This is a genomic window from Rothia santali, assembly GCF_024199905.1.
GTDB lineage: Bacteria > Actinomycetota > Actinomycetes > Actinomycetales > Micrococcaceae > Rothia > Rothia santali.
Window position 1 is genome coordinate 1 of record NZ_JANAFB010000043.1, and the last position, 24,216, is coordinate 24,216.

The window sequence follows — 24,216 nt, forward strand, 5'->3', positions numbered from 1 at the left end:
GATGACCTCGCCGGTGGCGGGGTTCTCGACGTCGAAGGTCCCGCCGTCCGAGGCGTCCCTCCATTCACCGGCGATGAGCAGTCCCGTGGGGACCTTGGCCAGCAGCTGATCGACGTTGATCGCCATAACGATGTACCGTCCTTCTGGATGTGATAATAATAACAACTAAGCCTCTTGAAGTGGATCCGAGGCTGCGGAACTCAAATGGATGCTGACTAATTGAATGACTGTCATTTGTTGAGGTCGGCATCTTGCGACTCACTGTACATCGGCGACCACTGAGATGAGCGACGCGACTCGCTTGCACTGCAGGGTGACGAAAATTGTCCCGGTGAAATCCCCTCGAGGGTTGTGCGCGTCGATCCGGTTTTGTTAGATATTCAATCTAAGGTCTATATTCTTAAATCCACCTTTCCAAAGCTAAAACTTTTCAGGGCTGAAGCGAGTGGGTTCTGAATTTTGTTCATTGGTGTGCCGTGTTCCACGTTGGGGGTAGATTAAGATTGAGATCTACTGGTCGTTAATCTCCGTGTTGATGGGTCAGTCGCGCCAGTTGGTCTGGCTGTGGGTATTCTGTGTGCAGGCGTGACTGGTCCAGCGAAGGGAATCGCATTCTCGGCCCAGATGTCCAATGCCAGGTCATTCTTCATAGTCCCGATGGGTGTCCACAGTGTTGTCGAGGCGTGCTCTGAGAGATATAACATGCCAAGTATATGGTCGCCGCGGCAGACTGCGAACCGGTCCGGTGGGGTCAAGAGCTTGAGTGACCCCGGGCATCACAGTCCCAAATGACAGCAGCAGATCTACCGTAGTGCAGGTGTGGTGGGCGCCGCTTTCGAACACTTCGAGCGGGTGAATTGGCTGCTGGCGAGCCGGCGCAGCGGTGTATTTCTCGTCCAGATCGGCCGGGTATTCAGGCGCTCGTTAGCGGGTATTGGACCAGTAAGCGGGTCCCGTTTGTGCAGTGCGCGACGGCATCGATGCGCCATCTCAGAGTAGGTCCCCAGGGCCCGGCTCGATCGCGAAGATGCGAGAAGAGATCGGGAGGGGGCGAGAGATCGTCATCAGATTCAGATCGACTGCAGACGCGCGGAGAACGATTCCACGCTGTGATCACTGGGGTGAGGTGTGGAGTCGTATGCAACATGTTGCCGCTTCGGCTGCGGGGAGCGTCGGTCGACCCTTCCCACCTGGGGAGGACCGACCTGCCCGCTGTCATCTGACGCGCGGAGACGGAACGGGCGACGTCGCCGCCGCCTTCGATACGCTCTCTCGAGTCATCACGAGCTGCGTCGCCCCGCCCGTTCGCCGTTCGGCGAGCGCGTCGACGGCGGACAGGACGTCGGGCGCCCTCCATACCGCCGGGCCCCGGTGTTCGGCTTTGAAGGCGAGAATGCCCGTTTCCTGCAGCTCCTTGAGGTAGCGATACACGTTGGTCACCGAGACGCCTGCCGCCGCTGCCGCCATCTCCGCGGTGAAGGCAGGGCGCTCCAGGGCATAGGCCAGGATCTTCCCCTTGACGCTCCCTCTTCTGGGCCTGGCGGCGGAAGTCCATGCCTGGTCGATGGCGTCGAGGACCTCCAGCAGCTGTCGGCCGTTGGGCATCGCACGAAGCGAAGCCGTCGCGAACTGGGAGACGATCGGCGTCACGTCCCCTTTTCGGTAGCTGGTGAGCGCTGCGTGGTAGCCGGCGACGTCCGTCAGCAAACCCGCGGAGACCGGGACGGCGACGTTCGTGGTCAGCGTGCTGCGTCGAAGCATCGCCTGCGCCAGCGCCCGTCCGCTCCTGCCGTTGCCGTCGGTGAGGGTGAATCGTCTCGAACTGCGCGCGGGCGGTGGCCACGTGCACGAGAGGGGTGATGTCCGTTCTGGAGGCGTACATCGCAAGATCCTCCATCAGCGCAGGCACGCGGGAGAACCGCGGTGCTACGAAGCTGGCGCCGACGGGGCTCACCGTGCTCGCGCCGAACGTCGAGGACGTCTACCGCTGGTCCAGGGAGTGCGCGTATGACGCGGGACCCTCACCCTGCTGGAGGGCTCCGGGGGCGACGTGTGGTCTGCCATTCGCTCGGCGGGGTGAGCGGAGGCGTCGGGTTCAGGGGCGGAGGAAGAACTCGTTCCTCATCGACCCGATGCCTTCGATGGTGCTGACGACGGCGTCCCCCGGGCGGATGAAGCGCGGGGGACGCCGCGCCTGGCCGGCACCCGAAGGAGTGCCGGTCAGGATGACATCCCCGGGGAACAGCGTGATGACGCCGGACAGCCTCTCGATCAGCACGCCCCAGCCGGCGTCGGGCCGGGGCGGTGGATGCAAGATGGCCCCGGACATCCAGCTGTGCCCCGCGGTTCGCACCTCAGCAGCGCACGCAGCGTGTCTGAGTGCTCGATGAACCATCGGCGGCGCTCGTCAGTGAGTTCGTCCTAATCTACGGACACGTAAGCCGAGCGCATGCCTTGGCGTATCGAGCAGACGACCCCCCCCCCGGGGGGGGGGGGGGGGGGGGGGCAAGGTCTGGGCAGGGCCACGATGGCGCACACTAGGTAGTAGACCAACTCTGAGCACCTGATGTTCTCCATCGATAACGGTCGTCCTAGCAGGAAGCCGGCGAGGGGGATCCCATGCCCATGCCGGTAACACCGTGATGTCTAGTCACCGTGTCCGTGGAAACTGGAGAGTTAACAAAAAAATAAGGATCTACATGTAAGCCCTACAGCGGCGTGGTCGAAGTCTTCGGCGTAGCGTTCGAACATACGCAAGGTGATTAAGCGGATTCCTGAGGAGGATACGGCGATGCCCCTGTCTGATCGCTACTCGATTCTGTTCGAGCCGATTCGGCTCGGACCGAAGTGGGCGAAGAACCGATTCTGGCAAACCCCCCATGCCTCCGGATTTGGCAGCGACCACCCCAGCTCTCAGGCGAAATACCGCGAAACCAAAGCCGAAGGGGGTTGGGGTGTGGTCTTCACCGAAGCAACATCGATCGCCCCGGAGGTCGACAAATCCCCGGCACCGTTGGCGCGTCTCTGGGACGACGGTGACGTCCGCAACCTCCGATGTGTCGCCGAATCCATTCAGAAGCATGGTGCACTTGCCGGAATCGAACTGGAATACCACTCCTCCATCGGATACATGACGGAAGGAAGAGGATTGCTGGCCCGTGGCGTTGATCCAGTCCCCGGAGACTCAGCGTTGGCAGTGCCTTACGCTGGCAGCCTCGTGGAGCTGGAAGTCGAAGACATTGAAGAACTCAAGCAGCTGCATGTTGAATCGGCTCTTCGTGCCAAAGAGGCCGGATTCGATCTGATCACGTTGCATTGTGGTCACGCCGCATCGCTCCTTGCGCACTTCCTGATCCCCTACTACAACACTCGCACTGATGAATACGGCGGTAGCTTCGAAAACCGTATCCGGTTCACTCGTGAGACGCTTCATGCTGTGAGGGAAGCAGTCGGCAATGATGTAGCGGTCGGCATGAGGTTCGGTGTCGACACCCTCGATGCGCCTTTCGGTCTCGGGGATCGGGGCATCCGCCAGGACGGCGAGGCCCCTCAGTTCATCGAGGCAATGGACGATCTCGTGGACTATTGGGATCTTGTCATCGGGGGATTTGACTGGGCGCAGGACGCTCAGTCGTCGCGCACCGCGGCAGAGAACCACGAGGCAAAGTATGTGGCGCATCTTAAGTCCCACACGGCGAAGCCTGTGGTGAATGTCGGGCGGTTCAACAGCCCGGACACGATGGTCGACGTTATCAACTCAGGGCAGTGCGATATCATCGGGGCGGCGCGGGCCGCTATCTCAGACCCCTTTCTGCCTGAAAAGGTCAGGTCGGGCTCCATTGAGGATATTCGTGAGTGCATCGGTTGTAATATCTGCGTCTCGCGCGATATTGGAATGGGACGTATCCAATGCACCCAGAACGCCACCATCGGGGAGGAATTCCGGCGTGGTTGGAACCCTGAGCTGTTCATTCCGGCCGCCAATAAGGAGAATGATGTGCTCGTCATCGGCTCCGGACCGGCCGGCATGGAGTGTGCGATGGTCCTCGGTAAACGGGGCCTACGCAACGTCCACCTCGTCGACTCGGCGTCCGTCCTGGGCGGAAGCATCAATTGGGTGTCTAAGTTGCCGGGGCGCCATGAATGGCGCCGCCTCATAGAGTACCGCGAGCACCAGCTGAGTAAGTTGAAGAACGTCGAGGTCATTCTCAACGCCGAGTTCAATGCTGAGGAGGCGTTGGACTACGGCGCCGGGATCATCATCGCTGCGACGGGGTCGTACTATACTCATAATGCCATCGACCCCCACAGCCGAGAGCCTTTTGGCTTCGATACCGTATGTGCGGGCAAGGTCCTTACCCCAGAACAGATCCTTCGCGATGATGCATTTGTGGGTCGCCGAGTATTGGTCGTCGACGCTGATGGTTATTTTATGGGCCCGGGGCTCGCGGAGCTCTTGGCGAAGAACGATCACCAGGTAACTCTGGTCACCCGAGGCGAGCACATAGGAGAGTACCTGCGCTATACGCGTGAGTCGAGTGCAACGTTGCGGGATCTATACGCTCTGAATGTCGAGATGCTGACGCAGACAATGGCCCGTCCCAGCGCGTCTGGAGGTGTGCGACTTACGTCGCCGCTGGGTGAAGAGGTGCGGGAATTCGACAGCATTGTGCTCGTCGGTCCACGTGTACCCGAAGACGGTATCTACAAGGGCTTGCGTCGGACCCGAGATCTCTGGGCGGAGAACGAGATCAGCGCCGTCTACAGGATCGGTGACAGCGTTAGACCGCATCTCATCGCGGAGGCCATCTTTTCAGGGCATCGGCTAGCACGGGAGATCGACAACTCGAATCCGGCCCTGCCACTTCCGTTCATACGGGAACGTCGCATCATCGGGACCGAATCCGAGGAATTGGCCTTCGAGGCTGCTGCTTTATCGGTCAGGTCCTGAATTACTGTTTAGGCACTTAAGTTCACATCACTCACGGAGGTAGAGGAAGCATGTCAGAAGCAACTCGTCACGTGGTCATCACTGGTGCTGGAAGTGGAATCGGAGCAGCCGTCGCTGCGACTTTCACGGATCATGGCGACCACGTCCATTTGCTGGACATCTCCACGGATCGGCTTGACGAGGTCGTCAGTCAACTCCCCGAGGGATCCTCGACTACACACCAGGTCGACGTCACCGACTACGAAGCAGTCGGGGCAGTAATCTCCTCGGTCATTGCCCATGGACCCATTGACGTGTTCGTCGGTTGTGCGGGCGTCTTTGACGGGGTGGCAGGCGTGGAGAATACGAGCCGCGAACTCTGGAATCGCGTCATCGACATCAACTTGACCGGAACCTTCAACGTCATTAAGCCGGTCGCATCTCAGATGATCGAACAGAAGTCGGGCAGTATCGTGCTCATTGGTTCGATAGCGGGAACCCGAGCACTTCCCGATGGCCTGGCCTATGACGCATCGAAAGCAGGTCTGGAGGGTATGACACGCCGGCTCGCCGTCGACCTCGGCCAGTACGGGATCAACGCAAATCTTGTTGCCCCGGGAGTGGTGCGGACCGGCATCCGTGCCACTTCAGAAGAGATCCTCGGAGACCTTGTCCCCGATACGAATGTTGGCGTTGGAACTGACGCCGATCTTATGAAAAAGCTGATTCCGTTGCAGCGCGGTGGCGATCCGGCGGAGCTGGCAGCGACGGTCTTCTTCCTCGCCAGTTCAGGAGCAGGGTACATCAGCGGCGACGTCGTGCACGTGGACGGCGGATGGATCGCGGCGTGACCGTAAAGCAGATGAGAAAGAGAAGGAGCTGATCGCATGCCGCTGAGATTGCCGGACGGAAAACGCCTCGCCGTGTCATTGAGCCCGGACTTCGACGCGCAGAGCGTATGGATCGGAACCTTCCGTACGTCATCGCAGTCCTCGCTGTCACGTGGAGAATTTGGAGCTGAGGTAGGTGCCCCCAGGCTTCTCGACACGTTTGAGCGTTATGGGATAAAGACGACCTGGTGCGTCCCGACTCACACCATTCAGACATTTCCTGGAGCAGTGTCAGCGGTGCTCGGACATGGTCACGAAGTCGCCGCGCACGGGGTCTACCACGAGTACGTACCGAAGCTTGAGCTTGATGAGGAAAGACGCCTCATGGAGTTACAACTGACGCTGCATGAGCGGCTCCTGGGACTCCGTCCTCGCGGGTACCGTTCCCCCGCCCTCGACCATACTGATCACACGCTTGCCCTCCTCGATGAATTCGGACTCGAGTGGGATTCGTCGCTGATGGGACATGATTTCTATCCTTATCATCCGAGGTCTGTTACCTCAATCGATCTTGAACGAGGGAGCTCCTTCAGCGCTCCGGCGAAGCTCTTGGAGTTCCCGGTCTCATGGGGGCTGGACGACTTCCCGGAGCTTGAACTCATCAAGGGAAATGCCACTCAGCAGTCGAACGAAGTTCTGCTGAAGCGCTGGAAAGACGCTTTTGACTTCGCATATGATCGCTGCCCCGGCGGCATGATGACGTGGACACTCCATCCCCAGACCATAGGGCGATCTTATAACTTGCTGATGCTCGAGAGGTTCATTGAATATGTGATCGAGCATGAGGGAGTCTGGTTTCCGACCCTTTCGGAGGCCGCGGACGCCTGGACTGAATCAGAAGACTGACTTAGTAACGTTACCATCTACCACAAGGAGCGATCGTGCCCTCCACTCATATCACAGCGGGTCTCACCGAGGACCATCTCGCGTTGCGCGATGCCGTTAAGCAGTTCGTTGAAGAGCGAGTCATGCCCACTGCTAGCGAACGCGAGGCAAAGGACCAGTATCCGGATGACCTGATTCCTGAGCTGGCGGAGCTCGGTATGTTCGGTATCACCATCGAGGAGGAGTATGGCGGGTCTAACATCGACTACGTCGGTTATGGGATCATCTTCGAAGAACTAGCTCGCGGCTGGATGGGTCTGGCCAGCCTTGTGTATACCACGAGTTCGGGCGGTTATCTTATCAATGCCTTCGGCACCGACGAGCAGAAGCAACGGTTTCTGCCTGAGATGGCGGCAGGGAAGCGCATGAGCGGCATCGCCCTCACTGAACCTTCCGCAGGCAGCGATTTGAAGAATATCAAGCTCACTGCACGTAGGGACGGGGATAATTACATCCTCAATGGCACTAAGATCTTCATCACCCATGCTCGGCATGCCGATCCGTTGGTTACTCTGGCTAAGACGGACCCATCCGTCGTGCCGGCCCATCGAGGTGGAATTAGCCTAATGCTGATCGAACAGAATACCCCCGGTGTCAGCTACGGCAGCGACTACCAGAAGCTCGGGCACCGAGGACTCGAATTGTGCGAGGTCATCTTCGAGGACGCCGTTGTACCGGCCACCAACCTTCTGGGCGGTGAAGAGGGTAAGGGCTTCTACCAGATGATGAGTGCGCTCGATCGAGGCCGTATCTATATGGCGGCTGCGTCCACAGGCATGGCCCGAGCAGCTCTCACACATGCTGTAGATTACGCCAAGCAGCGAGAGGCTTTCGGAAAGTCTATCGCCAATCACCAGGCCATCCAGATGAAGATCGCTGACATGGCTACCAAGGTGGAGACTTCGCGACTCCTGTACATCAATGCCGCGCTCAATACGGAAGCGAATGGTAGGGCCAGTAGCGAGTCAAGTATGGCGAAGGTCTTCGCTTCCGAGGCGGGTATCGAGGTGGTATATGACGCGATGCGCATCCTCGGTGGGTACGGATATATTAAAGAATTCCCGATTGAACGATACCTCCGAGACTCGCTCCTCATGCCAATCGGCGAGGGTACCAACGAGATGCTTCGGACGATCGTGGCCCGTGAGGCGCTCAAGGAGACCTAGACCGTTCGTTCTACGAGTCCTCGCGGGGCGACACCCTTTGTGAGGCTCTGTATGAAATAAGCGATGGCGGCCAGTTAAACTGGCCGCCATCGCGTCATTGCATCAGATCAGAGGTCTCGCTTAAACATGACGAGCCACTGGCCTTCTTGACACACCTCGTCACGTTGGTTGAGCACCTTCACATCGAAAGTGACGACACCTCGATCGGGCTTGGAACTTGAGGGGCGGATCCCAGCTACAGTCTGGTCGACGCGGATCGTGTCACCGATGAGAACCGGTCCGACCATATTCCAGGTCATGCCGAGGAAGGCGATAGCGGTCTCGGATTTGATACCCAGGGTCGACTCCAGTCCGGTGGCGATAGCGAAGACCCCGGGGCCATGAAAGATGCGACCGCCGAACTGGGTCGTCTTGGCGTACTCCTCGTCGATGTGCAGAGGGTTGAAGTCGCCGGAGATTCCTGCGAAGGCCGTAACCTCACCGTCCGTGATCGTCCGTCGAGGGGTTACCCAGTTCTGACCCACGTAGAAATCATCAAGGAATAGTCCCGTGCCGTGGGCAGTTGAGGTTTCGGTATTGGCAGCCATTATGCTGACCTGCTTTCTTTCGTCTATTCAATACATCTATATTTTCGGCCGAGAGGCGTAGCAGTCGCATCGTATAGAAGACCAAAAACATTAGAAATTGCTGTAATCTGCACGAAGATTAACTAGGGTAATCGCCTGTAGAGCTGGGATGGAATGAAACTCCGAAAGGTTCGTCAGGTCGTGGCCCCGGAAAGCTGGATCGCCGTTCGGGGGCCCGCCGACCTGTCGTATTCTGATGATCCCCCCGGCGTCGAGAGCGACCAGGAGCCTCTTCTGAGACGCCAAGATCTAACGCGGTCAGTGCAAGGTGGAGTGAGGCGATCGCGGTAGGTTCATTGAGATCCAGCTGTAGAATTTCCTCGACCTTCGAAAGCCGGTACCTTAGGGAATTGTGATGGATTCCCAGGGATGCAGCAGCGGCTTTGGTGTTCTGCTTGTGCTCGAAGTACCGGCGCAACCCCAGCAGCACCGGCTCTCGTTCGATTAATGGGCTCAAGAAATCCTGAGCGAGCTCGGTCATCTTTTCAATCCCGATACTCGCGAAGAGTCGAGTTGCGAAATCGAACTGTTCAATGGCCATCTGCGATTTCGGCCGGGCCTGAGACCGCAAGGCGCGGATCGCCAGCCATGCATCTGCGTAGGACGCAGCTACCTCGCCGATATTATTTACATTGCGCCCGATGCCATATAGCGCCCTCTCCGCGTCCTCCTGAGGGATCCGGAGGAAACGCCGGATGCTATCTCCTTCGGCTTGGATAAGAAATGCAATTCCTTCATCCCGAAATGTTGAGAAAAATGGGATATCGAATTCTGATAAGCTCTCGATCAGATCTGCATGAAGTTCGCGAATGGTGTCTCTGCTGCTGCCATGAGCTCTAAGATTTACTGGGGTGGCCACAAGTACGCGCAGAGGATGGGAAAGAGATATATCTGCGGCGGCGAACTTGCTCGCGAGCTCCGGTGATTCTAGTTCCGGCCTGAAGGACAGGGCCTGTTCGAAAAGTGAGGTGCGAATGGCGGTTTCTTGGCTTCGAGCCTGGGAGGTCATGCGTAACGAGGTCTCGATGAGCGTGGCTGCGATGTGCGCGGCGGCTAACGAATCGGCACTTGGGAAATCAGTGCGTCGGGTGGCATTCACAAGCCATCCAGTGGGTTGCATGGAATCGTCTCCAGCATGCAGGCGTACCGCCAGTCCGTGCCACCCATCGATGGCAATCATCTGCGAGGGGGCAGTGGTTTGACGAATCTGTTCAAAGATCAAGCTCAACGGTACGGTTCCGGTATTCTCCAGGGCTCGTCCGTGAAGGTTCACGATGACGGCAACGGCCTGAGTGGTCTTGTGAAGGCGGTCGAGAATCGACTGAATCGGAGTTTCGGTAGTCAACGACTGGCTGAATCGGCGTTGCATAGAAGTGAGGCGGCGCAATTCCGATTCTGAAGCGGGTCGGGTCGCGCGATCCACATGGACAATGATGTCGACTGCATCAGTGCCAGCCGGAGCGATGGCAACTAGATGACCTGACTCACCGAGTCGGGTCAGGGGTTCAACATCATCTTCAGGCCAGTTGATGAGTACCCATGCATGCGGGGCCATATCGGAGAGAGAGTCGCGAAGAGCGCTTGATGCCTCCGCTCCATGGTCGAGAATCAACAGACACGAACTCTCGGGAAAAGGTTCGTTGGGGTTCCATTGCCGACTTGTCAGAATCTCAGGGTCGAAGCATGGCCGTCCATCGTGGATCAACCGAACGCCGGGGCCGAAGACCGGCAGGAGGTCGGTGAACTTCACGGGGGAGTCGTTCAGCTCCACGGACATAACCTCCTCCTGTCGAATGCCGCGACTTCCATCCTCGCAACTGAAGCGATCGTGAGGGCTTGTGCAGATTACGAATCTACAGGAATATTATCGGGTATATGACGAAGATTCACCAGCGGAACGCGTCTTACCGTTGAGTCTGCAACCTGTTGCCGATGATGGGAGGGGCCGGAGTGGCCGAGAACGAGGATGTCTCTGAGGATCTGTACTGGCGTACGGGAGTCAGCGAGGTTGAGCCTGAGAACGTATCCATACGGGGGTACGATCTAGAGGATCTCATCGGCCTTCCGTTTGGGGCGATGGCTTTCCTGCTCATCAGGAGTCGTCTGCCAACACCGGCAGAGACCAAGGTTTTCGATGCCCTGCTCACGGGGGTCCTGGACTACGGTCTTCAGAAGCCAGGCACCGCCGCTGCTCGTTATGTCGTATCCAGTAACCCCAATATGCAGGCGGGGCTCGCAACTGCAGCTCTCGCCGCCGGTGACTTCAGTCTTGCGCCAGAGAACGCTGCGCGTTTCATCCAGGAACGCCACCGCGAGTTTATTGAAGCAGGAAGCGGAGACCTCGAAGCGTTTGCCCGCAGCGTTGTGGAGGATGCAGATCGAACGCGGTTGCGCATCCCTGGTTTCGGGCACCCAGTTTTCAAGGGCGTGGACCCCCGCGGAGCCAAGCTTAAGAAGATCGCCCAGGAAGCCGGTCTATGGGGAGAGCCAGCACGACTCTACGAGGCAATCCATGCGGAGTTCATCAAGAATCCGAAGAGGTCCCACTTTCCGATTAATGATGTCGGGATTCTCGCGGCTATCTCTATTGCCATCGGCCTTTCCCCTGAGGAGTCCACCGCCATGGCAATTATCGGTACTCTCCCGGGAGTGACTGCGCACATCTCAGAGGAGCTGAACGCACGCAAGCCCGTGCGCGTCATTCCCCCGAAGGATACATACACGAGCATCTCTCGGCGGGACGTAGTGGCGGACCTCAAGGACGCCGGGTGGGACTGCCCATAAGGCGGCTCGAGCTGCTGGTAGCGTTCTCATCGAACGTATGCGTCCATTACGAAGCTGTCCGATTCTCGGAGTGAGGAGACTGTCGAATGCGAGTGCGCACGGTTCTTGACAAAGCCGACATCGTCATCGTCGGCGCGGGGATCTCCGGAGTCACCACTGCATATGAACTCAGAAAACGCGGGTTCGACGTCATTATCGTTGAGCAGCGGTTCCCGGCGTACGGCGCCTCGGGACGCAACGCCGGTGCATTGTGGATACAGACCTGCAGCGCCGGCACAGAGCTCGACCTGGCTCTTGCCGGTCGCGATAAGTACTCCCAATACGTTGATGAGCTGGGGAACACCTTCGATTTTCGGCAGAATGGGGGGTTGTTCTTCTTCGAAACCGAAGGCCAGGGGCGGCTGCTTGAGAGCTATGTCAGAGACCGTCGGGCGGCGGGCCTTGAAGCCGAGATCATGGATCTCAACGCCGCGAAGGAGATGTCGCCTCTGCTGCCCGACACGGCCATCGGCGCGGTCTACTGCGCCGATGATGCGCAGGTGGATTCTCCACGCTTCGTCAAGGCCGTATCAGATGCCTGCGTGCGCATGGGTGTGCGTATGTATGAGAACACGTCTGTGCTGTCTACAATTCGCGATGGCGATTCAGTGATCGGCGTTCGTACGGTCCGAGGGGAGATCCACGCCTCTGGACTGGTTTGGGCAACAGGTGCATGGGCGGTGAATCTGGAGGCAGAGGGCATAGAGGTGCCCGTGACTACGGCACGTCAGGGGCAACTTGTTACGCAGCCCCTTGAGCCGACCCCCAGCCCGATCATGCGAGGCCCACGTGGGGTCCTTCGATGCACGGCCTTGACTTCTCTCTCCAATTATGAGGCTCGACTCTTTGAACATCATGATGGGAGCCAATCGCAGCCTGATGAGGGAAGACGTATCCGCTATGACGACACTATCACTCAGAACGGTGCCGGTTCCCTCTTCGTCGGTTCCAGTATCGACTCATACGGAGCGCTCAATCCACATATTGGACTCGCCGCGACGAATGCCATGGTGTCTATGACGCTAGATCGCTTTTCACGGTTCGCGAGTATTGGCATCACCGGTCTCTGGGCGGGCGTGAGCAGCTGGGCTGAGGACCAGCTCCCGATCATCGGGCGGGCCGATGGGGTCTATCTGAACGTTGGGCATTCCTACGGAGTGTCCAGTGGCCCGATTGGGGGTCAGATCATGGCGGATGCAATATCTGCCGAACCAAACAAGTTCTCTGACGAACTGAGGCCAGGGCGAGACGGTTCAGTGCGCTGAATACCTGACAACAGCGCGCAACTTGATTGCGAGGCAAGTGGAGCTGACGGGCGGGAGGTCCCACAGGTCGCTCAATTTGTTATTCTCACCAAATCTTCTCTCGTGATCGTCAAAATCACCAAAGCCAGATCAGCCACACCCCAATAGTCTCTATATAACAGCCTGGAATTCTAGACAGAGGCGGTGGTAAGAATGCCAGGTACGGTACAGAATGCAAGCCCATTTCTTGAAGCAGAAGATATTTGGGTCGAGTTCAACGGAAAGCCCGCTGTGAAGGGCATCTCCATGCGGGTTGATCGTGGCGAAGTGGTCGCTATCATCGGACCTAGTGGATCGGGTAAGAGCACCTTTCTAAGGTGTATCAATCACCTCCAAGCGCCTACTTCGGGAACCGTCAAAATCGACGGAATCTCCGTCCGAGAGGGCAAAGGAGGGCATCCGAAGTCCAAAGAGCTGACGCAGCTGCGCCGTCGCGTAGGGATGGTCTTCCAGCAGTTCAATCTGTTCCCAAACCTGACTGCCGTCGAGAACATCATGCTCGCGCAGGTTCAGGCATTGGGGCGCACTAAAAAAGATGCCCGAGGGCGGGCTTTGGCGCTGCTTGACCGAGTCGGGCTTGAGCACCGTGCCAATCATTACCCCGGTGAATGTTCGGGTGGTCAGCAGCAGCGTATCGCGATCGCCAGGGCACTGGCATTAGATCCGATGGTGCTGCTCTTCGACGAGCCGACGTCGGCATTGGATCCGGAGCTAGGCGCCGAAGTGCTTGGAGTCATGAAGGAGATGGCAAGTGAGGGGATGACGATGATCGTGGTTACCCATGAGATGAGCTTTGCCGAGGATGTTGCGGATCGCGTCGCTTTCATTGCCGATGGTGCAATTGTCGAACAGGGGAACCCTAAGGAGGTGCTGCGTAAGCCGCAGCATTCCCGCACGCAACGGTTTCTCAAAGCGGTCCTGGAGCGGTAATGGTTATCTTCGATATCTTTACCACGCTGCTTCAGGGTGTTAAGTACACCTTACTCGTTTCTTTCGCAGCTTTCTTCCTCGGCGCGCTCATCGCAGTTCCAGTCACCGCGGCCCGCAGATCTCGGTATGCCTTCGTTCGTGGTATCGGGACAGCTTATGTTGAGCTTCTAAGGGGCATCCCGCCTCTTCCCTGGCTATTTATCGTCTTCTTCGGGCTTCCTTCATTCGGCGTCATCCTACCCCCGATCCAATCCGGGATCCTTGTCTTTGGTTTGGTGGGTGGGGCTTATCTCACCGAGATCTATCGGTCCGGCTTCCGAGCTGTTCCCAATGGACAGGTCGAGGCGGGGGAGGCGCTCGGAGTCAGCCGATTCTACATATACGTAAAAATTCTCATTCCGCAGGCAGTGAGAACTATGTTGCCATTGGCCATCGCCTATCTTATTGGGTTGCTCAAGGATAGTGCGATCGTCTCCATAGTCGGCGTGCAGGACATATCTGCCCTCTCGCTTGTGGAGAATCGTTCGTCGAGTGATGGACTGCTGGTGTTCATCGTTGCGTCGGCGATGTATTTGATTCTGAGCGTGCCCATCGGCATCTTTGGCCGTTGGCTGGGGGTACGACTCACCGGTCGGAGGAAGAGAACGCCAGAACCTGCTACCGTAACAGAAGCGGTGATGATCCGATGAACGACGTCATGTCATATCTTCCGACCCTGCTGCGCGGGCTTGGAATGAGCTTCTTGTTGCTCCTCGCGCTTGTGGCGATCGGGACTCCGCTGGCTTTTCTACTCGCAGTGGCTCAACGGAGTCGATTCTCGGGCATTCGTTGGATCGCGATTGCTTTTATCGAGATTGCGCGTGGCATTCCATCACTAATCCTGCTCTACTTGGTGTACTTCGGTCTTCCATCAGTCAACCTCTCACTGTCGAGCTTCACCGCGGCGGCCATTGGTTTGGGTATCAACTACGCAGGTTACGTTAGTGAAACGGTCAAGTCGGGTCTTGATGCAGTGCCGAGAGGGCAGACTGAGGCGGCGGCTGCACTGGGCCTGGGGCGCGGAAATGTGACCCGTTTCGTGACCATCCCGCAGTCGGTACGCATCATCACACCTCCGTTCTTGAGTTGGATCATTGTGTACTTCCAGACCACGTCCATCGCATTCGCGATCGCGGTGCCGGAGTTGATGAGTGCGGCGTATTCCGTAGCCAACGCCAATTTCCAGTACCTGACTCTTTTCATCATCGCCGGGTTGCTCTATGCGATTATCTCAATTCCCGGATCTCAGCTCACCTCCGTCCTTGAACGTAAACGATCCAGGTAAATTCGTTCGATCCCTGCGAATATTTCAATGATCATTAGAGGAGATTCCCATGAAGAATAGACGCCGCCTGGCCTTCTCAGGGATATCGGTTTCGATTCTTGCGCTGCCAATGCTGGCTAGCTGTTCCGGGGGTGCTTCCACCGTGACAGCCGATTGCGTGCCTAAATACGGAGATTTCGATACTGTGATCTCTGGAAAGCTTTCCATGTCGACGTTCGATGGGATGCCGTACTTCGGGAAGTCTGGTGATGGCCAAGAGGGTATAGACGCGGACTTTCTGAATGAGTTCGCAGCCGACTCCTGTTTGGAACCGGAATGGTCTATCAGTCCTTCGGCCGCTGTTATTCAATCCGTTGCGTCTGGTCGTACTGATATCGCCGCTGGAGGTTTCTACGCGACCCCCGAGAGAGGAAAGATCGTGAACCTTTCAGCCCCTACCTACGTGGAGCTGCCCACCATCCTGTCGAAAGGCAGTCCGACCGCGGACGTCAACCAACTTCGCGGCAAGAAGGTAGGAACGGTCAGCGGATATACCTGGGTGGACGATCTCAAGACGGTGGCAGGAGATGTCAACGAATTTCAGTCAACCGACGCCGCGCTCTCAGACCTCGCAGAAGGCCGTATCGACTACGCTGTCCTCGGCAGCATCGACGCCCCCTATCTCGCTAAGACGAATGACCGCTTCTCGGGTATTGAATCGAACATCATGACACCGGATCCTGCAATCCAATCATCCGTGAACCCAATGCTTCCGAACTACCCACATAGTAAGGGCAACGACGCGCTGACAGATGCTCTGAACAAGGCGATCGCGAATGCTCACGAATCGGGCCGTTTCGCAGAAATTGTACAGAAGTATGGAGTTGACCCTGTCATCGTGGACGTTTCGAAGTATGAATAGCACCGACCATCCTAATGGCAGGTGGCGTCTAGTCGATGCCGCCCAGCATTTCGAGAATTCAAGTCTGCATCTGAGGAGGAGCAAGATCCATGAGACGATTCGGTGACTCGCAATGGTCCTATTTCCGGGAGTTCCTGGATGTTGCCGGCCGTCGCAGCGACGAACCCGCCTTGGTGGATGCATCACAACGGCTCACCTATGGCGATCTCGTGCGCGAGGTCGAGCGCCGCTCGGCAACGCTGCGCGAGGTCGGTCTGCGGCATGGGGACCGCGTCGCTCTGGTGGCTGACAACTCGGTCAACTACATCCTTACTGCATTTGCCATTTGGCTTGCGGACGGTGTGCTGGTGACGATCTATCCGTCAACGTCTGCCGCCGATCTTCGCGCGACGCTTGCGGACGCAGACCCCGTTCTGGCCCTCGGTGACGACGGGACACGTGAGTTGGTGGCCGGTGCAGCCCCCGATGGAGTGGCCACTGCATCGATTGACGGTGACTTCCGGCCCCCGCCGATTGCCGCTGAGGCGTCCAATGGACCTACGGGCCTGAGCGATGCTCTTCACATGATTTGCTATTCGTCAGGTACAACGTCCAGGCCGAAGGCGATCATGCTATCGGCGCGGTCGCTGTATAACGGCGCTCGTACCTATGCTGATGTGTGGGGCCTGGGAGTGGACGACGTCACGGTCGTGTGCCTGCCCATGGCATGGCTGTATGGTCTAAATACATCTGCCATGTCTACTCTTCTCGGGGGAGGTGTGGTCGTTGCGCTTCGTCGTTCGAAGCCGGAGATGCTCGCCGAAGCGATCCAGGCCCATCGCGTGACTTTTTTCCCCGCGGTCACAACGGTCTTGACCAAGTTCACTCGGTTCGTATCAGGAGATGAGCGGCGTTGGGATCTCTCGTCTCTGCGTCTTATCGTATCGGGGGGCGAACCGCGGAACGAACAGGCCTTCGAGCAGTTGCGCCAGCTTACCGGCATCCCCGTGCACGACACCTATTGTGCGTCTGAGCTATTCCCACTCATCACCTACGATCCGCGGAGGGATCCGGAGCCACGGCCCGGTGCCGCAGGGCGCCTGGTCCCTCGTTCGAATCTGCGAATAGTGGATGAACACGGCTCCGAAGTGAAAGACGGTGAGACTGGAGAGGCCCTCACCAACGGACCGGGTCTGATGCTCGGCTACTGGAACGATCCGGAGCTCACGGCTGTTTCGATGACGGATGACGGCTGGTACAAGACCAAGGATCTGGTCAGAAGAGATGTCGATGGATACGTATATGTTGTGGGTCGCCTTTCGGACATGATCATCCGCGGGGGGAGCAATATCTCGCCAGCAGAGATCGAGGCTGTCTTGCGTCGTCATCCGGATGTTCTCGATGTGGCGGTGGTTGGTCGTCCTGATCCGATGTATGGAGAGGAAGTCGTCTCCGTGATCCAGCCGGCTCCCGGTGCAAGCGCCACTTCTGAAGACCTGAAGACTTTCGCCGCCTCTCAATTGTCCGGATTCAAGGTGCCCACCGCATTCGCTCGTGTCTCGCACCTGCCTCAGAACAGCACTACCCACAAGGTCAGCCGCGCTGCGGTAAAGTCCATGCTCGAAAAAGGAGAAATCACGTGTTGAATCTTCGTGTTGCATGCGTTCAGTTCGAGCTCCGCAAGGAGCCGAGCGTGGAGGCATTCCTTACTCACGTCGACGATCTCGTCGGCGAGGCAGTTGAAAACGGTGCAGAACTGGTCGTCTTTCCGGAATTCGCCAGCACCGGTCTCCTCGGAGGGATCACCGACCACGAGGTCACCGGCGCCGATGTCGCGCAGGACTACTGGAACTTTCTAGCTCCACTGGCTGATCGGATCTCTGGCGGTCTTGCAGATATCGCCCGGGAACGCGGTGTCTTCGTGCTCGGCGGCAGCCATAACCGGATAGCCGCTGACGGCAGTTTGCGCAACACCGCCTATTTGGCGCATCCGGATGGCCGGATCGAGGCCCAGGATAAGATGCATTTGACTCCTCAGGAGCACGAGATGGGGACCGCGGGCGGAGATAAGATTCTGGTCACTCGTATCGGTCCTTTCACCGCGGGTGTGTTGATCTGCGCCGACATCCAGTTCCCGGAGCTGTCCCGCTACCTCGTAGCTCAGGGAGTAGACCTCATTCTGTGCCCCTCCCTCACTTGGAACCGGCGGGGGGTGCATCGGGTTCGCACAGGGTGTGAAGCTCGTGCCATTGAGAACCAGTGCTTTGTCGCGATGTCTCCCCTCATCGGCTCCAGTGGCCTTCCCCTCGATGCACCGATGTACGCGGTGGGTCAGGCCCTGATCACCACGCCCGTCGACCGTACGTTCGGGCTCAACGACGGTATGTTGGCTGCTGGCGATGGAAAGGGCGAGCTCATCGTCTATGCGGACCTCGATTGGGATCTGCTGATGGCGTCCCGTGAGACCCCGGAGGCGCCAGGGCTCAAATTGCAGCGGCCCGATCTGTATGCCTCTCTCCGCGGGGAGGGCTAGAGGATGAGTCAAATGGAGCATAGGGTGCGGTACCACGAGGTTGATCAGCAGGGGTTTCTCTTCAACGGGCGATACTTCGAGATCGCCGACGTTGCCCTCACGGAGTTCTTCAGGTCACTTGGCTGGACGTATCTACAGCTGAATGCAGCCGGCCTGGATCCATCCGTGGTACACGCTGAGGCAAACTTCTACGACTCAGTGGTGTTTGACGACGCCATCACGGTGGAAACGGCCTGCACCAAGGTGGGGAGGAGTAGCTTTCGGCTGACGACCAAGATGAGCCGCGACGGGGTGCGAGTGGCGCAGCTGGACATCGTCTACACGAACGTGGACGTGAAGGTCGGATTCGCGGTCCCTCTTCCTGAGAAGATCGTGACGGAGATGAAGAAGACCATGCCGCATGGAGCATTGCATGAGTCAATTGCGCGGGCAGGTTCCGCTAGTGGAGAGGAAGGCTGACTGAACGTGGCTGATAAGTACCTAATTGACGTCATCGCAGGAGACGGCATCGGTCTTGAGGTGATGCCACCAGCTATGGAGTGCATCGATCTGCTGGCCGCGCGGCATGGTTTCGATGTTACTTGGCGTGAGCGTGACTGGAATTCTGAACGCTATCTGCGTGACGGGGCGATGATGCCCTCCGATGGGATCGAGCAAATGGCCGATGGTGACGGCGTCTTCCTCGGTGCCGTGGGCTCTCCAGGCATTCCCGACGATGTCACCCTGTGGGGCCTCCTCATCCCTATCCGCCGAGAGTTCATGCAGTACATCAATCTGCGACCGACCAGGCTCCTCAACGGGTTGAGTGCGCGAGCGAGTGAAGCCGACTCTATCGACATTATGGTCGTGCGAGAGAATGTCGAAGGGGAATATTCGGAGATTGGTGGTCGTGTCTATCGGGGAAGACCTGATGAGCTCGCAATCCAGGAGGCGATTTTCACACGCCGCGGCGTCGAACGTGCAGCTCGGTTTGCCTTTGAGCTTGCAGTGCGACGAGGCGGGAGGCTCATCTCGGCGACCAAGTCGAATGGCATCATTCACTCGATGCCGTTTTGGGATGAGGTCGTCAACGACGTGGCCGAGGAGTATCCCAAGATCGAGGTTGAGTCGGTGTTGATCGATGCACTGGCTGCTCGCGGCGTCTTGCGCCCGGATAGTCTTGACGTGATAGTTGCCTCGAATCTCTTCGGGGATATACTTTCCGACCTGCTGTCGGCAGTGGCCGGCTCGATTGGTATCGCGCCCTCAGCGAACCTCAACCCGGAGCGGGAGTTCCCTTCGCTCTTCGAACCGGTACATGGGTCCGCTCCGGACATTGCCGGTCTAGGTGTTGCCAACCCTGTCGGACAGATGTGGGCTGGTGCGATGATGCTTGACCATCTTGGTCGGGGCGACGCAGCGCGTGAGCTGACCGATGCTTTCGAACGAGTCATCGCGGCAGGTCACACAACACGGGACCTGGGAGGAACTCTCGGCACACGGGAATTCTCCGACGCGGTGCTGGAACAGCTCAACAAAGGCTCTGAATTCACAATCAGCGAGAGGAGGCCAGCATGAAGATTGTCGTGCTTGCCAAGGAAGTCCCCGACACCGAAGGCACCCGAAGGCTTGACCCAATGACGGGCCTGCTCGATCGATCGGCTTCTGAACTGACGCTCGATGAGATCAACGAGCGGTCAGTCGTCCATGCCCTCCGATACCGTGAAGGCGGCAACGAGGTCGAGATCGTCGTGCTCTCAGTGGGTCACGACGCCGCAGAGGCCTCGATCCGCAAGCTTCTGGCGCTAGGAGCGGACTCGGCAGTCGTGGTCACCGATCCCAATCTGGCTAATGCCGACGCCGCCCGCACTAGCCAGGTGATCGCCGCCGCAGTGAAGAAACTCGGACCGGACCTGGTGATCTCTGGGAACCAGTCCACCGATGGCCGTGGCGGCGTGGTGCCGGGGATGGTCGCCGAATATCTCGGTTGGCCCGTCCTTCCCGCTTTGGACAAGCTGGAGATCAATGCCGAGGGTGTTGCCGGTGAAGCGCCTGTCGACGGTGAGCAGCTGAGCCTTAGCGCCGAGTTTCCTGCAGTGGTATCCGTCACAGAGTGGTCCGCTGAGGTCAGGTTTGCCAATTTCAAGGGGATCATGAAGGCGAAGAAGAAGCCGTTCGATGTATGGTCCTTGGCGGATCTTGAAGAGACGGAACCCCGTCAGGCTGCATGGGTCATGGTCTCCGCTACGGAGCGGCCGCGTCGCGAAGCCGGCCCGAAAATTATCGATGACGGCTCGGCGGCTACCCAGCTCATCGACTATCTCGCCGAGAAAAAGCTCCTCTGAACTACTTGCTAACCACCATCAATTCGAACGGAGAACCGAAGTGGTAAACGTACTCGCTTTCATCGAGACCACGCGTGAGGGACAGATCAAGGCGAACGCCGGCGGCGTTCTGGCTGCTGCGGCAGCGGTCGGTACTCCGAGCGCAGTCGTGATCGCCCGGTCTGGTGTCGATTCTTCAGCGCTTGTCGCAGATCTTGGTGCGCTTGGCGCATCGACCGTCTACGTGGCAGAGGGTGAGGGACTCACCCTTGACGTGGAGGCTGTCGATGCCCTCGCCGCAGCACAGTCTGCTCTGGCTCCCAGCGCGGTCATCCTCCCCAGCACAAGTGACTCCCGGACTGTTGCCGGACGGCTTGCAGTACGTCTGGGTGGGTCAGTCGCTGTCGATGCCACGGGCGTGCGATACGACGCCGAGGGCGAGGAGGTCATCGCCCAGAACGCTATCTTTGGTGGGGACTACATCACCGAGTGCACGGTCGATGGTGGCCCGCTGATCGTGACCCTCCGACTGGGATCCGTCGAAGGTCCCGGGCCAGCGGTTTCCGACCCCGACGTCGTCGAGCTGCAGGTCGAGCACTCCAAGACTCGAAGCGCTCGGGTGGATTCTGCGACGCCGATCACGGTGACTTCGGATCGGCCTAGCCTGGGGGAGGCCAACATCGTGGTTTCCGGCGGGCGGGGCGTCGGTTCGAAGGAGGATTTCTCCGTTGTCGAACAGCTGGCTGATGCGTTGGGCGCCGGCATCGGCGCTTCCCGAGCAGCCGTCGACGCCGGCTATGTCCCGCAGTCCTATCAGGTCGGTCAGACCGGTGTATCCGTTACCCCGCAGCTCTATATCGCACTCGGGATCTCGGGCGCGATCCAGCACCGCGCCGGGATGCAGACGGCCAAGACGATCGTGGCGATCAACAAGGATCCGGACGCTCCCATCTTCGAGGTCTCCGACTTCGGGATCGTAGGGGACCTGAAGCAGGTAGTCCCGCAGCTAGTCGAAGGTATCAAGACCCGCCGCACTGCATAGCCATTAGGACAAGGAGGAGTAGGAATGCCCGACGAGACCCCCCGTAAGCAGCGCATGGGGCGTGCGCAGGACATCGAGGCTGGAGCCATTCCGGATCGGGAACAGGCATCAGCTCGGCTCTCCCGAGCCTCCGACGGCTCGCAATTGGGAGGGGCTAAGCCGGATTCGGTCTCGGTGGGCTGGAAGACCCGCATGGGACAGGAGACGCCAACTGATCGGGTAGAGGAGACACCGGGTTCACCTCAGCGTATGGGTGCTGGCGGGTACACTGTTGCACCGGCGCGGACTCGGATGGGCGCTTCGCCAGCAACGCGATTGGATTCCGGAAGGGAGGGACGGACGGAAGCACCCCCCTCCTCGCGGACACGTATGGGTGCGGCCCCCCCGACGTCCACCGAGAGTGGAGATTCGCAGAAGATGCAGGCCGAGGCGCGGGCGCCCGGCGAAGCAGCGGGTAGAAATGACGAGCACACCCCGGCCAAGAAATCTGCTCGGGGCCCCTGGTCTCGCAGGCTGCTGTGGCTTGGCGTGCTGCTCGTCGTCGCCGTTGCGGTGGTGATCGTCGTACGGTGGCTGCGTACCTTCCCCGAGGTGCAGCAGTTTCTCGTTGACCACCCGGGTCACAGCGCGTTGCCTCAGAATGCCCCTGTGGGTCTGCCGGCGTGGCTGGGGTGGCAGCACTTCCTCAATATGTTCTTCATGGTCCTCATCGTACGAACCGGTCTGCAGATCCGTCTCGAGAAGAAAGCCCCCGCCTATTGGAAGCCGAAGGAGCGGTCCTTCTTCGCACCGAAGGGGGCTACGCCGAAGAAGGTCAGCCTCACTCAGTGGCTTCACCAGTGTCTGGATGCGCTCTGGATCCTCAACGGTACAGTATTCATCGTCCTGCTGTTCACAACTTCGCAATGGATGCGAATCGTTCCGACGAGTTGGGACATCTTTCCCAATGCCGTATCGGCCATGGTGCAGTACCTTTCTCTCGACTGGCCCACCGAGAACGGATGGGTCTATTACAACGCCTTGCAAGTGCTCTCGTACTTCGTCACGGTGTTTATCGCGGCACCCCTGGCAGTCGCGTCTGGAATCCGTCTTTCCACCTGGTGGCCAGATCAGAACGCTAGGCTTTCGAAGCTCTATCCCGTGGAGGTCGCGCGGGCGTTGCACTTCCCTGTGATGCTGTATTTCGTAGGGTTCATCGTCGTCCACGTTTTCTTGGTCTTCTTCACCGGAGCCCTCCGAAACCTCAACCACATGTACGCCTCTCGCGATGCGGGGGACTGGTGGGGGCTCGTGATCTTCGCCGGGTCGCTGGTGGTTCTCGTCGCGGCCTGGTTCCTGACTCAGCCACTTTTCATGAGGCCGCTTGCGGCGAAGACGGGGACGCTCACCAAGTAATTCGTCTGGGGCTAAGGCTGCTGGACAGAACGTGCCGCGGGCACAGAATATGAGGAACCAACGATGATTTACACGACTGACAGCGGGAACCATCCCTCGGGTGTCTCGGTGGGAGTCATCATGATGGACGCCAGGGTTCCATACCCACCGGGATCACCCAACAACGCGGAGACCTTTCCGTTCCCCGTCACCTACGAGTGCATCAATGAAGCGAACTACGATTCCCTCATCTACGTTCCGCGCTTCGATGAACTCCTGGATCGTTTCATCGAGGCGGGGCAGCGGTTGGTATCTCGCGGCGTCAAGGCGGTGGTTGGGAGCTGCGGCTTCATGGTGCTCTTCCAGCGAGAACTCTCCGAAGCCCTACCCGTGCCCGTGTTCTCCTCCAGTCTCCTGCAGATTCCCTTGATCGCGCAGACCATCTCGCCGGCTCGAAAGATCGGGATCGTCACATTCTCGGGGGATTCCCTGAGCGAGAATCATATGGGGATCGCGACCGGAAACCTGCCGATTGACTGCGTCGTGCACGGGCTCGAGAATCGACCTGCCTTCAGATCAGCTGTACACGAAGAGAGTGGGATCCTTGACTTCGATGCGGTCGAGTCGGATGTTGTCGCCGAGGCCCTAGACATGCAGGAGCGGAACCCGGATATCGGTTCGATTCTCCTTGAGTGCACCGATTTGCCGCCATATGCCGCTGCTGTCGCTCAGGCGACCAGCCTCCCCGTCTATGACGTGAACTCGCTGATCTTCTGGGCATATTCGGCTATCAAACCCCGAACGTACGGCCATCACGCAGCTTCGCCTTCACGATGATCGTATCTCTGGTGTTACCTATGCCAAGAACGGTGCTGAGCTGATCGCGCTCTTCAACCTTAAGCGATCTGAGACCTCGAATGATGGCATCACCGTGGGGAAGTCTTCACAGATTGGTGGGAGCTCGCAGCTGATTGTTCCCGTATGCCGGGGCTCAGTCTTGACCGCCATGGTCCCGCGTCGGTGGCTCGGGTCGCCCACGTCTACCATACATCCACGTCAGAAAGAAGCACCCCATGACCGAGATCACCTACCGCCTCCCCCAGGAGATCCGCCTGACCGGGCAGTTCCCCGGCCCCCGCTCGCAGGAGCTCGCCGAGCGCCGCGCCAAGGTCGTCCCGGGCGGCGTCGCCAGCTCGGTGCCGGTCT

22 protein-coding genes are annotated in these 24,216 nt (G+C 58.7%); 18 read left to right on the top strand and 4 right to left on the bottom strand.

Annotation, left to right across the window (positions count from 1 at the left end; all coding sequences use genetic code 11):
• Nucleotides 1-1,215 precede the first annotated feature (1,215 nt).
• Nucleotides 1,216-1,761, bottom strand: coding sequence for a Fic family protein (locus NBM05_RS13185; RefSeq protein ID WP_254168345.1), 546 nt, complete (start codon nucleotides 1,759-1,761; stop codon nucleotides 1,216-1,218).
• 334 nt (nucleotides 1,762-2,095) lie between these two features.
• Complete coding sequence (locus NBM05_RS13190; protein ID WP_254168347.1) at nucleotides 2,096-2,278, bottom strand: fumarylacetoacetate hydrolase family protein; 183 nt, start codon at nucleotides 2,276-2,278, stop codon at nucleotides 2,096-2,098.
• Between the two features lie 513 nt (nucleotides 2,279-2,791).
• On the opposite strand from NBM05_RS13190, the gene NBM05_RS13195 reads away from it, so the two are divergent.
• From NBM05_RS13195 to NBM05_RS13210, 4 genes are read left to right on the top strand one after another with little or no spacing between them, the layout of a single operon-like run.
• The gene (locus NBM05_RS13195) at nucleotides 2,792-4,951 is read left to right on the top strand and encodes an oxidoreductase (protein ID WP_254168349.1); all 2,160 of its coding nucleotides are present in this window, start codon (nucleotides 2,792-2,794) and stop codon (nucleotides 4,949-4,951) included.
• 50 nt (nucleotides 4,952-5,001) lie between these two features.
• Nucleotides 5,002-5,781 carry an SDR family NAD(P)-dependent oxidoreductase gene (locus NBM05_RS13200; RefSeq protein WP_254168352.1) on the top strand — a complete coding sequence of 260 codons (780 nt, stop codon included), beginning with the start codon at nucleotides 5,002-5,004 and terminating at the stop codon, nucleotides 5,779-5,781.
• Between the two features lie 36 nt (nucleotides 5,782-5,817).
• Nucleotides 5,818-6,666 (top strand): polysaccharide deacetylase family protein, encoded by an 849-nt coding sequence (locus tag NBM05_RS13205; protein ID WP_254168355.1) that lies wholly within the window; start codon nucleotides 5,818-5,820, stop codon nucleotides 6,664-6,666.
• A gap of 35 nt (nucleotides 6,667-6,701) precedes the next feature.
• Nucleotides 6,702-7,871: an acyl-CoA dehydrogenase family protein gene (locus tag NBM05_RS13210; protein WP_254168365.1), complete on the top strand. Its 1,170-nt coding sequence runs from the start codon at nucleotides 6,702-6,704 to the stop codon at nucleotides 7,869-7,871.
• Between the two features lie 107 nt (nucleotides 7,872-7,978).
• Here NBM05_RS13210 and NBM05_RS13215 read toward each other — a convergent pair whose 3' ends face one another.
• Together NBM05_RS13215 and NBM05_RS13220 are read right to left on the bottom strand one after the other, a co-directional pair.
• Nucleotides 7,979-8,458 (bottom strand): MaoC/PaaZ C-terminal domain-containing protein, encoded by a 480-nt coding sequence (locus tag NBM05_RS13215; protein ID WP_254168367.1) that lies wholly within the window; start codon nucleotides 8,456-8,458, stop codon nucleotides 7,979-7,981.
• Between the two features lie 118 nt (nucleotides 8,459-8,576).
• Complete coding sequence (locus NBM05_RS13220) at nucleotides 8,577-10,268, bottom strand: PucR family transcriptional regulator (protein WP_254168369.1); 1,692 nt, start codon at nucleotides 10,266-10,268, stop codon at nucleotides 8,577-8,579.
• Nucleotides 10,269-10,447: 179 nt separating this feature from the next.
• Here NBM05_RS13220 and NBM05_RS13225 point away from each other — a divergent pair, with 179 nt between their 5' ends.
• The 14 genes from NBM05_RS13225 (at nucleotide 10,448) to NBM05_RS13290 (ending at nucleotide 23,847) form a co-directional block, all read left to right on the top strand.
• Nucleotides 10,448-11,281, top strand: a complete 834-nt coding sequence (locus tag NBM05_RS13225) for a citryl-CoA lyase (RefSeq protein WP_254168372.1) — start codon at nucleotides 10,448-10,450, stop codon at nucleotides 11,279-11,281.
• An 86-nt stretch (nucleotides 11,282-11,367) separates the two neighbouring features.
• Entirely contained in the window at nucleotides 11,368-12,585 is a 1,218-nt protein-coding gene (locus NBM05_RS13230) for an NAD(P)/FAD-dependent oxidoreductase (RefSeq protein WP_254168374.1), read from the top strand.
• 192 nt (nucleotides 12,586-12,777) lie between these two features.
• A complete protein-coding gene (locus NBM05_RS13235) occupies nucleotides 12,778-13,554 on the top strand; it encodes an amino acid ABC transporter ATP-binding protein (RefSeq protein ID WP_302184009.1) in 777 nt (258 codons plus the stop codon).
• Nucleotides 13,554-14,243: an amino acid ABC transporter permease gene (locus tag NBM05_RS13240; protein WP_254168378.1), complete on the top strand. Its 690-nt coding sequence runs from the start codon at nucleotides 13,554-13,556 to the stop codon at nucleotides 14,241-14,243. The genes NBM05_RS13235 and NBM05_RS13240 overlap by 1 nt, the downstream gene beginning before the upstream one ends.
• On the top strand, nucleotides 14,240-14,878 hold the full coding sequence (locus NBM05_RS13245) for an amino acid ABC transporter permease (protein ID WP_254168380.1): 639 nt from the start codon (nucleotides 14,240-14,242) through the stop codon (nucleotides 14,876-14,878). The genes NBM05_RS13240 and NBM05_RS13245 overlap by 4 nt, the downstream gene beginning before the upstream one ends.
• A gap of 49 nt (nucleotides 14,879-14,927) precedes the next feature.
• Nucleotides 14,928-15,779 (top strand): substrate-binding periplasmic protein, encoded by an 852-nt coding sequence (locus NBM05_RS13250; protein ID WP_254168382.1) that lies wholly within the window; start codon nucleotides 14,928-14,930, stop codon nucleotides 15,777-15,779.
• Between the two features lie 89 nt (nucleotides 15,780-15,868).
• Complete coding sequence (locus tag NBM05_RS13255; RefSeq protein WP_254168383.1) at nucleotides 15,869-17,404, top strand: class I adenylate-forming enzyme family protein; 1,536 nt, start codon at nucleotides 15,869-15,871, stop codon at nucleotides 17,402-17,404.
• Nucleotides 17,398-18,291 (top strand): nitrilase-related carbon-nitrogen hydrolase, encoded by an 894-nt coding sequence (locus NBM05_RS13260; protein ID WP_309248171.1) that lies wholly within the window; start codon nucleotides 17,398-17,400, stop codon nucleotides 18,289-18,291. The genes NBM05_RS13255 and NBM05_RS13260 overlap by 7 nt, the downstream gene beginning before the upstream one ends.
• 24 nt (nucleotides 18,292-18,315) lie before the next feature.
• Nucleotides 18,316-18,750, top strand: coding sequence for an acyl-CoA thioesterase (locus NBM05_RS13265; protein ID WP_254168387.1), 435 nt, complete (start codon nucleotides 18,316-18,318; stop codon nucleotides 18,748-18,750).
• Between the two features lie 6 nt (nucleotides 18,751-18,756).
• Nucleotides 18,757-19,848, top strand: a complete 1,092-nt coding sequence (locus NBM05_RS13270) for a tartrate dehydrogenase (RefSeq protein ID WP_309248172.1) — start codon at nucleotides 18,757-18,759, stop codon at nucleotides 19,846-19,848.
• A complete protein-coding gene (locus NBM05_RS13275) occupies nucleotides 19,845-20,615 on the top strand; it encodes an electron transfer flavoprotein subunit beta/FixA family protein (protein WP_254168389.1) in 771 nt (256 codons plus the stop codon). The genes NBM05_RS13270 and NBM05_RS13275 overlap by 4 nt, the downstream gene beginning before the upstream one ends.
• Before the next feature lie 40 nt (nucleotides 20,616-20,655).
• Nucleotides 20,656-21,636 carry an electron transfer flavoprotein subunit alpha/FixB family protein gene (locus tag NBM05_RS13280; RefSeq protein WP_254168391.1) on the top strand — a complete coding sequence of 327 codons (981 nt, stop codon included), beginning with the start codon at nucleotides 20,656-20,658 and terminating at the stop codon, nucleotides 21,634-21,636.
• A 417-nt stretch (nucleotides 21,637-22,053) separates the two neighbouring features.
• Nucleotides 22,054-23,031 (top strand): cytochrome b/b6 domain-containing protein, encoded by a 978-nt coding sequence (locus NBM05_RS13285; protein ID WP_254168394.1) that lies wholly within the window; start codon nucleotides 22,054-22,056, stop codon nucleotides 23,029-23,031.
• 63 nt (nucleotides 23,032-23,094) lie between these two features.
• Complete coding sequence (locus tag NBM05_RS13290) at nucleotides 23,095-23,847, top strand: aspartate/glutamate racemase family protein (RefSeq protein WP_254168396.1); 753 nt, start codon at nucleotides 23,095-23,097, stop codon at nucleotides 23,845-23,847.
• Nucleotides 23,848-24,216 lie beyond the last annotated feature (369 nt).

Bases quoted from the DNA above. Each gene is read 5' to 3' on its own strand.
- NBM05_RS13230 (WP_254168374.1), top strand. From the start codon at position 11,368: ATGCGAGTGCGCACGGTTCTTGACAAAGCCGACATCGTCATCGTCGGC.
- NBM05_RS13255 (WP_254168383.1), top strand. From the start codon at position 15,869: ATGAGACGATTCGGTGACTCGCAATGGTCCTATTTCCGGGAGTTCCTG.
- NBM05_RS13215 (WP_254168367.1), bottom strand. From the start codon at position 8,458: ATGGCTGCCAATACCGAAACCTCAACTGCCCACGGCACGGGACTATTC.
- NBM05_RS13285 (WP_254168394.1), top strand. From the start codon at position 22,054: ATGCAGGCCGAGGCGCGGGCGCCCGGCGAAGCAGCGGGTAGAAATGAC.
- NBM05_RS13240 (WP_254168378.1), top strand. From the start codon at position 13,554: ATGGTTATCTTCGATATCTTTACCACGCTGCTTCAGGGTGTTAAGTAC.
- NBM05_RS13200 (WP_254168352.1), top strand. From the start codon at position 5,002: ATGTCAGAAGCAACTCGTCACGTGGTCATCACTGGTGCTGGAAGTGGA.
- NBM05_RS13250 (WP_254168382.1), top strand. From the start codon at position 14,928: ATGAAGAATAGACGCCGCCTGGCCTTCTCAGGGATATCGGTTTCGATT.
- NBM05_RS13195 (WP_254168349.1), top strand. From the start codon at position 2,792: ATGCCCCTGTCTGATCGCTACTCGATTCTGTTCGAGCCGATTCGGCTC.
- NBM05_RS13205 (WP_254168355.1), top strand. From the start codon at position 5,818: ATGCCGCTGAGATTGCCGGACGGAAAACGCCTCGCCGTGTCATTGAGC.
- NBM05_RS13235 (WP_302184009.1), top strand. From the start codon at position 12,778: ATGCCAGGTACGGTACAGAATGCAAGCCCATTTCTTGAAGCAGAAGAT.
- NBM05_RS13275 (WP_254168389.1), top strand. From the start codon at position 19,845: ATGAAGATTGTCGTGCTTGCCAAGGAAGTCCCCGACACCGAAGGCACC.
- NBM05_RS13290 (WP_254168396.1), top strand. From the start codon at position 23,095: ATGATTTACACGACTGACAGCGGGAACCATCCCTCGGGTGTCTCGGTG.
- NBM05_RS13185 (WP_254168345.1), bottom strand. From the start codon at position 1,761: ATGCTTCGACGCAGCACGCTGACCACGAACGTCGCCGTCCCGGTCTCC.
- NBM05_RS13245 (WP_254168380.1), top strand. From the start codon at position 14,240: ATGAACGACGTCATGTCATATCTTCCGACCCTGCTGCGCGGGCTTGGA.